We start from the raw sequence: 12130 nt of genomic DNA on the forward strand, positions 1-12130 counted from the left end.
GCAAAAAATCAATTTGAAATCCGCGAGGTAGAGGTGCGGGAGCCGGAGGCCGGAGAAGTACTTGTGGGGGTAAAGGCCTGCGGATTCTGCGGACACGACAAGATTCTGGCGGGCTATGCCGGAGAAGAATGGCAGCCCTTCGGACATGAATTTGCCGGCGTGGTAGAAAAGGTCGGACATGGCGTAAAGAATGTAAAGGTGGGAGACCGGGTGGTAGTGGAGACCTCCATCTTTGATCCCGTTTCGGATCACGCGCGGAATGGACATCCAGAACTGGATACCGAGGGCCCCAACTATATGACCATGGAGCATACGGGAATGGGCTTTGCGGAAAAGACCATTGTTCCGGCGATTCTTTGCGTGCCGTTCTCGGATCTGGAAGATCGGGAGGCCTGCTTCCTGGAGCCCATGGGCGTGGCGGCAGATCTGATTCTGACTGCGGATATCCATCTGGGACAGGACGTATTGCTGATGGGCTGCGGAGCCATCGGCCTGATGGCCCTGCAGATGGCGAAAGCCTCCGGCGCAAGAAATATCTATGTGGCAGAGCATAAGGCAAACAAGAAGAAGATAGAGCTGGCAAAACAGTTCGGAGCCACCGATGTGATTCTCACCGATGAGATGGAGCTGACGGATTATCCGTTCCCCCGGGGAGGCGTAGACCGGGTGCTGGTTACCACGCCGCCCGTCACCATAGCCGAAGCGGTAAAGGTGGCAAACGTGGGCGGTATTGTGGCGTTCCTGGGTATCAGCTACGGCCCCGGCGCTATGGTGACCTTTGATTCCAACATTGTTCATCTGAACAAGCTGCAGATCCGGGGATCCAACGCGATTCCGGCGCTTTACTTCCCCCATTGCCTGGATTTGGTGAAGGCGGGAATCGTAGATGTAAAACCGCTCATTACCCATACCTTCCCGCTGGAAAAGGCGCCGGAGGGTATCATGGAATTCCTGACGGATAAAGAGAATGCGGTGAAAGCAGTTATGCTGAACGATTAAAAAAATCCTTCCGGGGCTGCTGCAAAGGAATGCGGATAGAAGCATTCTTCTGCGGCAGCCCTGTTTTTATGGCCATATATCAGAAAAGTGTCGACACTAAAAGAAAAGAACAAAAAGAAGTGTCGAAAAGTAAAAAAATGGAAGAAAAGCAGGACGCTTGTGTCAAAATACGCCATACAATGCCAAAAAAGCAGACGCTTTCCCAAAAGGAAGGGGAAAAGGGTTATAGTAAGTCCAGCAGGAGGTAAGGAACATGAAGTATATCATATTAATGTCCCATGGACATCTGGCTTCAGGAATGAAAAGTACGGTAGAACTGATTACCGGAGAAAACAAAAGACTGCTGTCCTATGATGCGTATGTGGACGGAAACGGCGATATTCATTCGTTTTTTGATAGCTTTATCAAAGAGCATCCGGAGGATGAAATCATCGCGGTAACCGATGTGCTGGGCGGCAGCGTCAACAACGATGCGCTTACATACAATCATCTGCCGCAGATTCATGTGGTAACAGGAATGAATGTCCCCATGGTATTGAATCTGGTGCTGAAGATGGAGCTGGATACAGAAACCATGATCCGGGAAAGTATCAGTGAGAGCCTGGAGCTGATTACCTGTTGTGCAAAAGACACTGCAGATGAAGAAGAAGATTTTTAGACAGGAGGAAAAGGTATGATTCAGTTATTGCGGGTAGATCATCGTCTGCTGCATGGACAGGTGGTATTTTCCTGGTGTTCCCAGTTAGAGCCAAACTGTATCCTGATTGCGAATGACGTGGTTGTTCAGGACGAAGTGAGAAAGGCGGCTCTGAAGCTGGGAAAACCCAGCAATACCAAGCTGGTGATCAAGAATATCGAGGATTCCGTAAAGGCGATCAACGAGGGAAAGACAGATAAGTATTCCCTGCTGATTGTAACCAGCAATGTAGCGGACGCCGTAAAGCTTGCAGAGAGCTGCGAGCAGATTACCGGAATCAATCTGGGTGGAACCAAGGCAACAGCAGAGACGCATCCGTTATCCAACATGGTAAATGTGACAGAGGAAGAGGAAAAGCTTCTGAAGGAAGCGGCTGCAAAGGGAATTGAGGTATTTATTCAGGCAGTACCCAGTGACCCGAAGAAAATTTTTAAATAAAAGTGGGAGGAAATCGTTATGATGCAGGCAATTTTTATCGGTATCGTGGCATTCATCGGCTTTCTTGAGTGCGGTGTAGGAAATTCCATGATTCAGAGACCGATTGTGATGGGACCTTTAGTAGGTCTGGTACTTGGAGATGTGCAGACGGGACTGGCTGTAGGAGCCACCCTGGAGCTGGCCTTTATGGGAAATGTAACCATCGGAGCAGCGCTTCCGCCGGAGATTACCGCGGGAGGTATCCTGGGTACGGCGCTGGCCATCAGCTCACACGGCGGCACCGAGGCAGCACTGGCACTGGCCATTCCGATTGCTACGGTAGCGCTTCTTCTGAAAAATACCTATTATCTGGTAGTAAGAGCATGGCTCCTTCATAAGTCCGATGAGTATGCGGCAAAGGGAGACGCAGACGGCGTAGACCGGATGCACATGGTAAGCTTTCTGTCCTATGCGCTGGTTATGGCGATTGTCATGGCAGTATGCTACAGCTTCGGCGCTCCGGCAGTAGAGAAGTTCCTGGCTGTCATTCCTCAGTTCGTAAAGGACGGTATCAGCGTAGCGGCAGGCATTCTTCCGGCACTTGGTTTCGCGCTTCTGGCAAGCATGCTTCTGACCAAAAAGGTAGCACCCTTCTTCATGCTGGGCTTTATTCTCTCCGCATACCTGGGTATGCCGGTTCTGGGAATCGCAATGCTTGGAGTTATTATTGTAGCGCTGATGCTGAATCAGGATAAGCCGGCAGCAGTAGCGGCAGAGACAGAAGGAGGAGACGACGATGACTTCTAATGAAAATGCAAAGAAACTGACGAAAAAAGATATCAATAAAATGTTCTGGCGTTCCTTTACGGTAAACGCGTCCTTCAACTATGAGCGTCAGATGAGCCAGGGCTGCCAGTATGCCCTGTCCCCGATTTTAAGAAAGCTCTATCCGGATAAGCAGGATCTGGCAGAGGCCTTAAAGAGACACGCAGAGTTCTTTAACTCCACACCTATGGTAAACCCGTTTATCTTCGGTATCGCGGCAGCCATGGAGGAGGAGAATGCCAATACCGAGAATTTTGACGCCAATTCCATCAACTCCGTAAAGGCCAGTCTGATGGGACCTCTGGCAGGTATCGGCGATTCCGTGTTCTGGGGAACCTTAAGACCCCTGGCAGGAGGTATTGCATGCTCCCTGGCACTGACAGGCAACCTGTTTGCGCCGATTCTGTTCCTGCTGCTGTTCAATATCCCCAACGTGCTGATTCGTTATTTCGGTGCCCATCTGGGTTACAACTCCGGTATGAAGGCATTGAACCAGTTTGAGAAAATGGGTATCACCGACAAGATTTTCCGGGGCGCGGCCATCATCGGACTGCTGGTTATCGGCGGTATGGTAGCCTCCATGGTAAACGTGAACCTGGGAATCCAGATCGGGAGCGGAGATTCCGCGATTGCGCTGAATGATATCCTGAACGGCATTATGCCGAAGATGCTTCCGCTTCTTACCACGCTCGGTATCTACAAGCTGATTAAGAAGGGTGTGAAGGTCAACGCCATTCTGCTGGGTATCATTGTACTGAGCATTCTGGGAACCTTTGTGGGAATTTTCTAAATCAGAATTATACGGACCGGGAGGAAAACGGAATATGACACCGATGACAGAGTTTATACAGAAAATGAAAGAGAAGGACATTGTGCTGCATTACATTCAGGTGTGGCATAAGGACGAGCTGGTGGAGGAATATAAGAGACTGGATCAGAAAACCAGACTGAATGTGTATTCCGTATCCAAAAGCGTTACTTCTCTGGGCGTGGGAATCGCCATGGGCGAAAAGCTTTTGACAGCGGAGGATCGGCTTCTGGATTTCTTCCCGGAATACCGGTATCAGGATATTCACCCCAATGTCCGGAAGATTACAGTCCACGATTTACTGACCATGAACTGCGGATTGTCCAGCAAGCTTTTCTTTGCGGACGATCCCCAGCGTTACCGGGAGCGCGACTGGGTGGACTTCTTTATGAAAAATGATTTCGGTTATGAGCCGGGAACTCATTTTGAATACTGCAATTTTAATACATATATGTTAAGCTGTATTATAGAGAAGCTGACCGGGGAAAGCCTGGTGGAATACATGAAGCCCCGGTTCTTTGAACCGCTGCAGATTGGAAATGCGGACTGGCTGAGCTGTCCCATGGGACATTCCGCCGCAGCCAACGGCCTGATGCTGACCATCGATGAGATGTCCGCGATAGGCCGGCTGCTTCTGAATCAGGGAAAGTGGGAAGGCAGTACCCTGGTTCCGGAATGGTATCTGAAGGAGGCCACCCGGAATCAGATCACCCATGATGTGCCCAAATGCGGTTATGGCTATCAGTTCTGGATCAACCCGGACTACCAGTCCTACCGGGCAGACGGAAAATACGGACAGTATATTGTGGTTGTGCCAGAGCAGCAGCTTGTGGTATCATTACAGGCGTTGGATTCAAAGAAATTTTTCGATGATGTATGGAAGGATCTGGTAGTTCCCTGTCAGGAACAGTTCAGATAAGATACGGGAGACGTGGCGATGGGATATGTCAATACGAAACAGGAAATTCTGGAATATATAGGAAATCAGACGGAAAAGCTGGAGGAGGGCCGTTATGAGGCCCTGACGGCGGCAGCAGTCTGCGAGAAGCTGAGTGTCAGCAGAAATCTGGCCAGCCAGTATCTGAACGAGGGCTTCAAGGAGGGGGTGTTGGTAAAGGTAAGCACCCGTCCGGTGTATTTCCTGGATAAGAAGACGATTCTGGAGCGCTGCAGCCTTTCGATGATACAGGACGAGTTTTGCGATTTGGAGGAACTGGAGGAATTTATCCAAAAACATCTGAAAAAGAAGCAGAACTTTGAGCAGGCAGTGGGCTGCAACCTTTCCCTGAAGACAGCAGTGGAAAAATGCAGAGTGGCCGTGGATTATCCCCCGGCCGGACTGCCGCTCTATATAGAGGGAGCCAGAGGAACAGGGAAGAGTTTTCTTGCCTGGCTTTCTTATTGTTACGCGAAGGATACGGGCATTGTGCCGGAGGAGGCCAGGTTTATCCGGTTGGACGCCCAGTCGCTGGGCGGCGGCAGCGGCGACGGGGATAAAATGCGGGAGGAGCTAAAGCAGAGGCTCCAGAAAACCGGAAACGGGGATTTTGTGGTCTTTGAAGATTACGATGAGTTTCCGCCGGAGCTTCAGCTTTCTGTGCTGCACCTGATTGAGCGGCGGCAGACCGGAGCGGAGCAGGGAAAGGGACGCTATATCCTGACCCTGGAAAATGGAGACTGCTATGAGGAATACCGGAAGAAGCTGACCTTTATCCGGGTGACGCTGCCGGAGCTTTCCGAGCGCTCCCAGGTAGAGAAGGAAATGCTGCTGACCCATTTTCTGCGAAAGGAAGAGCAGAGGCTGAAAAGACCGATCCGGATCAGCGAACAGGCCTACCGGACTCTGAGCCGGCACCTGTTTTCCGAAAATGTGGAAGAACTGGAAAATTGTGTAAAACAGCTTTGCGCAAAGGCGTTTTCAGCCCAGCGTAAGGAAGAGGAGATCCGGCTTGATCTGCTGCTGCTTCCCCGGGAGCTTCTGCGGGGCGTCCAGTTGGAATTCCGGAAGCAGCTGGGGGAGGAACGCTTTCTGACATTGTCAGAGCTTCGTCAGGACGCGGAAATCTACCGGGAAATCAGGCTCTACAGCCAGGTTCTGGATAAGTTCGGGCAGTATTATGAGAACCGGATAAGCTATCCGGAATTTCTGGAGGAGAGCAGCCGGATTCTGGACGAGTACAGCGAATATATTCTGTTCCGCAGAATCGCCGAGAACGAAAAGCTGAGACTGATAGAGCAGATGCTAATCCGCATTTTTGATTATATCCGCAGCATTTACAATGTGGACGTGCCCCACAGCTTTGTCCTGACCTTTTCCCGGTGGGTCTATTACAGCGACGCCTTTAACGAGATGATGAAGGAATGGTGCGGAGCTCACCGGACTTCCCTGGACCGGCTCCGGGAGGTCTTGCAGAAGGAATCCCGCACGGAGACACTGATCGCCAGGGAGATTACGGCTCTGATTCGCCAGAATCTGGAGGTGACGCTGTCAGAGACGGAACAGGCGGCCCTGACCATTCTGCTGAACCATATCCGGGCCGGACACGGCACTCTGCCTATCCAGGCCTTTATCATCTGTCACGGCTATGCCACAGCCAGCAGTATCGCGGATGTCTGCAATAAGCTGTTGAAGAAGCATATCTTCCACGCCATCGATATGCCCTATGACATGTCTGTGGTGGAGGTAGGAAAGCAGCTTCGGAATATTCTCTATTACAGTGAGAACAGGGACGTGCTGATGCTGGTGGATCTGGGCTCCCTGGAAAATATAGAAGAAGTGATCGGGGACGTATCCGATATTAATTTTGGAATCATCAACAATGTGTCAACCAATCTGGCGCTGGAAATCGGTTTTGCCATAAACCGTGGAGCGCCGTTGGCGGAGATCCTGGAGGACGCCCGGGAAAATGTAAAGACCAGCTACAAGCTCATCGAACGGGCCCACAGGGAGGACGTGCTGATCTTTGTCAGCGAGAGCGGAAGCGACGTGGCGGCAAGAGTGGGGGAGCTCTTCCTGGACAGCCTGCCGAAAAATCTGGAGCTTACGGTAAAGTGCTACGATTACGATACCTTTACAGAGCTGGATCGGGCGGGAGAGCTGGATAAATATAACGTACTCTTCGCGGCGACCACGGCTGTGCCGATTCAGAGCGAGAGATTTCCGATGATTCCCCTGGAGGAGATTATTACTTTCAACAGCTTTCCGCGTCTGCGGGAATGCTTCAACGGCTATCTTTCCCCGGAGGAATTTGAGCAGTTCCGGAAGAACCTGCTGAATGTATTTTCCCTTCAGAACGTGGTGGAGGCGCTGACGATTCTGAATGCCGGAAAGGTATTGAGCCAGGTAGACGCCATGCTGGACGAGCTGCAGACCCTGACGAAACGGAAATTTCTGGAAAAAACCATTGTGGGACTGAATATCCATATCAGCTGCCTGATCGAGCGGCTGGTTAAGAAGGAAGAAATTACGACCCATCTGAAGCTGGAACATTTTGAGGAAGAGCATGGTGATTTTATCCAAATGGTGGAAAAGAGTTTCGCCAATATCGCCAGACAGTACAATATCCGGCTGGTGCTGAGCGAGATTGCCTACATCTACGACTATATCCATTATGAGGGCGGAAAACAGGTTCTCCAGAAGGAAGAGGATTTTTAAACAAAGAAAGGAAAACGGCTATGATTTATACAGTAACCTTCAATCCGGCCTGGGACTATGTGGTATTTCTGGACAGTCTGGTGCCGGGAGAAATCAACCGGGCAAAGCATGAGAGCATTGTCTGGGGAGGCAAGGGAATCAATGTGTCCGGCATTTTACGGGAGCTTGGGGCTGAAAGCACAGCCCTGGGATTCGTGGCAGGCTTTACCGGACAGGCGCTGGAGGCCGGAATCGAGGCCCGTGGAATCCACACGGATTTTATCCGGCTTCCTGAAGGAAATACTCGGATCAATGTGAAGGTAAAGCATGGAGAGGAAACAGAGATAAACGGTCAGGGGCCGGTCATCACGGAACAGGCAATCCGGGAGCTCTATGAAAAGCTGGATCGGCTGGAACAGGGAGATACGCTGGTGCTGGCCGGAAGCATTCCCGGCTGTCTGCCCGCGGATACCTATGAAAGAATTCTGGAACGGCTCATGGGCCGGGGAATCCGGATGGTGGTAGACGCCAGCGGCGATCTGCTTCTGAATGTAGTGAAATACCACCCGTTTCTCATTAAACCCAATCATCATGAGCTGGGAGAAATGTTCCATACGGAATGCAGTACGCCGGAGGAGATCGCCCACTATGCCGGAGAGCTTCAGAAGCTGGGCGCGGAAAACGTGCTGGTATCCATGGCCGGGGACGGCGCTTTTCTGCTGACGGCGGAAGGAACCACCTGTCAGATAGGAACGCCGAAGGGAACCGTGGTCAATTCGGTGGGCGCGGGAGACTCCATGGTAGCGGGCTTCCTGGCGGGCTTTGACAGAAGCGGAAGCTACGAGGAAGCGCTGAAGCTGGGTACGGCTGCCGGAAGCGCTACGGCATTTTCGGAAGGGCTGGCAGACGCGGCGGCAATCGAAGCCTTATATCAGACCTTGTAAACAGGAGCTGTTGTAAAGGAATGCGGACAAAAGCATGATTTTACAGCAGCTTTCTTTCGCGCGTCTTCATTTTATATGATTGCCTGCTTCCCGTTCCTATGGTAAAATAGGAGTAACGAGATTGTGAGGTGGGGAAATGAAGATGTCGAAGGGATGGAAGCAGTTCGAGAGAACGTTACTGGTTCTTCTTGTACTGCTTCTTTTTGCGTTGACAGGCCCGCTGCGGCTAAGAAGCGGCGGTGGAGAGCAAAGCAGAGTGACAGCCCTCAGAACCGGCTGGTATCAGCTTTCGGACGGGGGCAGGAAGGAGATACAGCTTCCGGTCAGGATGGAGGCTTCCGGGGAGGGCAGCATCGAACTGTGGAACGACAGCCTCCGGCCGGAGGACGCCGGGAAGGTATTGTCTGTAGGGGGCGTACAGTATGGACCGGAGGTCTGGCTGGGTGAGACACTGCTCTACCGATATAAGGACAACGCGTTTCCGAAAAACGATCAGATGAAGGGAAAGCTGTGGGCGGATATTACGCTTCCCCAGGAGACGGGAACCGAGCCTCTCCGGCTGATTTATACACAGACGGGCGCCGGAGAGCTTATCATAGAAGCGCCGGAGCTTGGAAGCAGGCAGGAGATCACCGGACGGCATCTTCAGAAGGTATCGGTTTCCCTGGTTATCGTGGTGTGTATGCAGTGCCTGGGAGTGATATCCCTGTGTATCTATCTCTATATGCGCAGGCAGGGAATCCGGGAAGAACGGTTTCTGGATGTATCGCTTTTTCTGCTGGTGTGCGGCTTCTGGTGCCTGACGGATTCCGGGATCTATCAGATGTATGGAAAAAATACAGCCCTGGGAAGCGTGCTTTCCTTCTATGCGTTTATGCTGATGTCGATTCCCATGTTGCATTTTGTCCGCAATACGTTGAAAAAAGAGTCCGGTGTGGTTGTGAATCTCTGGATTGCGGCCCTGTATCTGAACGCGCTGATTCAGGGATTATTGAATAAAATGTATGGGATTCCCTTTATCCGGATGCTGGTTGTGACCCATCTGCTGCTGTTCTCCGGCGTGCTGTGTATGATTTTTCTGCTGTGGAGAGAATACCGGATCGAGAAGAATCTGCAGTCCGGGCTCTGTCTGTACGCGTTCAGTGTGCTGGGACTCTCCGGGGTGACTGCGCTTGTGCTGTACTGGGCGTTCAGGATATACTGGTACGAGGCTGTTTTCCAGTTTGGAATTCTGATTTATATCGCGCTGATGTTCTGGGGGCTGATTTGCAAGGTGACGGAGGATATCCGGTTTCGCATGGAGCAGAGGATCTGTGAACGGATGTCCACCGAGGATCGCCTGACCGGCATGAAGAACCGGAAAGCCTTTGAGAAATATCTGCAGGACTGCGCCCGGGATGTGGAAGGCGTGAAGGATGCAGAGCTGATTTTTATTCAGATGGAGGATCTGCGGGAATTTAATGACACCTACGGCATGAGCGTAGGCGACGAGAGCGTTATCGGCACGGCGGGCTGTGTAAAGCGGGCCGGAGCCCTGGCGGGAGAAGGGGTAAGGTGCTTCCGCGTCAGCGGCAATGAATTTGCGGCCGTGATGACCGGGCAGGATGGCGGAGAGACATTTGAGAAGCTTCTGGTTCAGGAGGTCTGCCGCTATAACGGCATGGTCACAGGAAGGGGACGGCTGCATTTAAGCTGTGGAAGCAGTTCCTTAAGAAAGCAGGACGGTTCCCGCAGAACCGTCAGCGACTGGATGGCTTGCGTGAATCAGAACCTGCAGAAGAATCGAGACAGCATGAGGGGAGGCGGAAGAGATGACGTATAATATGGATTTCCTGTTCGTGGCAATGATCCTTCTGGTGCTGGTTCTGTGGCATTATTACAGCCAGAGACGGCCGGACAACCTGAACAACCGCGCGTTTCTTATTTTTGTGGTGCTGGGCAGTCTGGATGTGCTGGCAGAAATCCTGAGTACCTATTATATCATTTCCACAAAGGGGAACTTTGGAGTCGGAGCCGTTCTTACGACGACGGTATTCTATGTGTTTCAGGCGCTGCTTCCCTATGTATTTATCTGTTATATCTGTACGCTCAGGGAAAATCATACGGTTTCGCGGAAGTGTCTGGCTCTGTGCGGGATTCCGACGCTGATCCTTCTGGGGATTATTCTGACCAATCCCTTTACAGGCCTGTTATTTTCCTTTGACGCGTATAGAGGTTATGTAAAAGGCCGTTGGTATATGCTGATGTACGGAAGTGCCCTGTTTCATATCCTGGCGGCGTTTATGATGGTTCTGGCCTGGAAAAAGAAGCTGGATCGGCAGAAAATCAGGACGCTCAGGGAAATTGTGGTGCTGACCGCAGGCGGCGTGCTGATACAGAGCCGGTGCCAGTGGCTTCTGATGACAGGCTTTGGCCTGAGCCTGGCGATTCTGACCCTGTTCTTTACCATCAACAATCCTTACACCAATTCGGACAGTATGACGGGACTTTATGACAAGCCCTGCCTGATCCGGAAAATGGATGAAATGATCCGGAGCGGCCGGCAGTTCCATCTGATTATGGTGGACGTCTACCAGCTGTCCCACATCAATAAGGTGGCCGGAATCCGCGGCGGTGACAGGCTGCTTCAGGAGCTGGCAGAGCGGATGCAGCTGCTGGCAGGCGCCCGGGCGTTCCGGACGGCAGGCAAGCACTTTGTGCTGCTGGCAATCTCCCTGGAGGAGTATGAACGATTTCTGAAAACCCTGAAAGGGCTGTTTGAGAAGGATATGATACTTGGGGACGCGGAGCAGTGGATAAAGTGTCCGGCCATACTCAGCGGCATTGTAAATGCAGAGAAGCTGGAGGATGGCAATATGGTGCTTTCCTATGCGGAATATCTGGAATCCCTGTCCCTGAAAATGGGTTCCACCGAGGTGGTCCAGAACGACGCGCATACCAAGAAGAGCTTTCTGTACAACAAGCAGGTAGAAAATTTTCTGTATACAGCCATCGAGGAGGATCTGTTCCAGGTATACTACCAGCCGGTCTATTCCACCAGAAATAAGCAGTTTGTGACCCTGGAGGCCTTAAGCCGTCTGAAGCATCCGGAGCTTGGCTGGATTGCGCCGGATATCTTTATCCGGATTGCGGAGGACAACTGCCTGATTGACCGCATCAGTGATCTGCAGTTTTACCGGATCTGCCGGTTCCTGAAGGAGCATTCGGATTTGATGAAGCAGATTCGGAATGTGAAGATCAACCTGTCCCCACTGGATCTGATGCGTAAGGACTGCAGCGGCCATTTTATCCGGATCATGGATGAATTCGGACTGCCCCATGAATGGGTTCAGTTTGAAATCACCGAAACCGTGGCCACCGAGTACAATACGGGGCTGTGCCGGGTAGTAGAGGATTTTGTGAAGGATGGAATCGGCCTGTGCCTGGACGATTTCGGTTCCGGCTACGCGAACCTGAATACGGTTATGCAGCTTCCGTTCTCGGTGATCAAGCTGGACCGCTCCCTGCTGTTCCATATCTGTACGGATGAGCGGGCGGCTTCCTTCTATCAAAGTGTGGTATCTACCTTTCAGCACATGGGCTATCGGATTATCTCCGAGGGCGTGGAGACAGAGAGCGAGATGGAGCTTTTGAGCAGTTGGGGCGTGGACATGATCCAGGGCTATTACTTCTCCCGGCCTCTGCCGCCGGAGGAGCTGCTGAAGCTGTTGGGATAAGAGAAGATAAGAGATGAGAAAAGAATACGGGCAGCTTTCCCGATCCGACCGGATAAGGAAAGCTGCCCGTATTCTTTTAAAAATTGGAAA

The 12130-nt window shown here is 51.7% G+C and carries 10 protein-coding genes; all 10 read left to right on the forward strand.

Annotation, left to right across the window (positions count from 1 at the left end):
• Positions 1-999, forward strand: a 999-nt coding sequence (locus ACTRC3_RS03550; RefSeq protein WP_440321625.1) for a zinc-dependent alcohol dehydrogenase, incomplete at its 5' end; no start/stop codon positions are given.
• 253 nt (positions 1000-1252) lie between these two features.
• A complete protein-coding gene (locus ACTRC3_RS03555) occupies positions 1253-1657 on the forward strand; it encodes a PTS sugar transporter subunit IIA (RefSeq protein ID WP_440321627.1) in 405 nt (134 codons plus the stop codon).
• Between the two features lie 15 nt (positions 1658-1672).
• Positions 1673-2134 (forward strand): PTS sugar transporter subunit IIB, encoded by a 462-nt coding sequence (locus ACTRC3_RS03560; RefSeq protein WP_440321629.1) that lies wholly within the window; start codon positions 1673-1675, stop codon positions 2132-2134.
• An 18-nt stretch (positions 2135-2152) separates the two neighbouring features.
• The gene (locus ACTRC3_RS03565; RefSeq protein ID WP_440321631.1) at positions 2153-2920 is read left to right on the forward strand and encodes a PTS mannose/fructose/sorbose/N-acetylgalactosamine transporter subunit IIC; all 768 of its coding nucleotides are present in this window, start codon (positions 2153-2155) and stop codon (positions 2918-2920) included.
• On the forward strand, positions 2910-3728 hold the full coding sequence (locus tag ACTRC3_RS03570) for a PTS system mannose/fructose/sorbose family transporter subunit IID (protein ID WP_440321632.1): 819 nt from the start codon (positions 2910-2912) through the stop codon (positions 3726-3728). The genes ACTRC3_RS03565 and ACTRC3_RS03570 overlap by 11 nt, the downstream gene beginning before the upstream one ends.
• Positions 3729-3762: 34 nt before the next feature.
• Positions 3763-4665, forward strand: a complete 903-nt coding sequence (locus ACTRC3_RS03575) for a serine hydrolase domain-containing protein (protein WP_440321634.1) — start codon at positions 3763-3765, stop codon at positions 4663-4665.
• 18 nt (positions 4666-4683) lie between these two features.
• On the forward strand, positions 4684-7401 hold the full coding sequence (locus tag ACTRC3_RS03580) for a PRD domain-containing protein (protein WP_440321636.1): 2718 nt from the start codon (positions 4684-4686) through the stop codon (positions 7399-7401).
• 20 nt (positions 7402-7421) lie between these two features.
• Entirely contained in the window at positions 7422-8324 is a 903-nt protein-coding gene (gene pfkB, locus ACTRC3_RS03585) for a 1-phosphofructokinase (RefSeq protein ID WP_440321637.1), read from the forward strand.
• A gap of 136 nt (positions 8325-8460) precedes the next feature.
• A complete protein-coding gene (locus ACTRC3_RS03590; protein WP_440321639.1) occupies positions 8461-10146 on the forward strand; it encodes a diguanylate cyclase domain-containing protein in 1686 nt (561 codons plus the stop codon).
• Positions 10136-12040 (forward strand): EAL domain-containing protein, encoded by a 1905-nt coding sequence (locus ACTRC3_RS03595; protein WP_440321641.1) that lies wholly within the window; start codon positions 10136-10138, stop codon positions 12038-12040. The genes ACTRC3_RS03590 and ACTRC3_RS03595 overlap by 11 nt, the downstream gene beginning before the upstream one ends.
• Positions 12041-12130 lie beyond the last annotated feature (90 nt).

It is taken from the genome of Laedolimicola sp. (assembly GCF_051972735.1).
Taxonomy (GTDB): Bacteria; Bacillota; Clostridia; order Lachnospirales; family Lachnospiraceae; genus Laedolimicola; species Laedolimicola intestinihominis.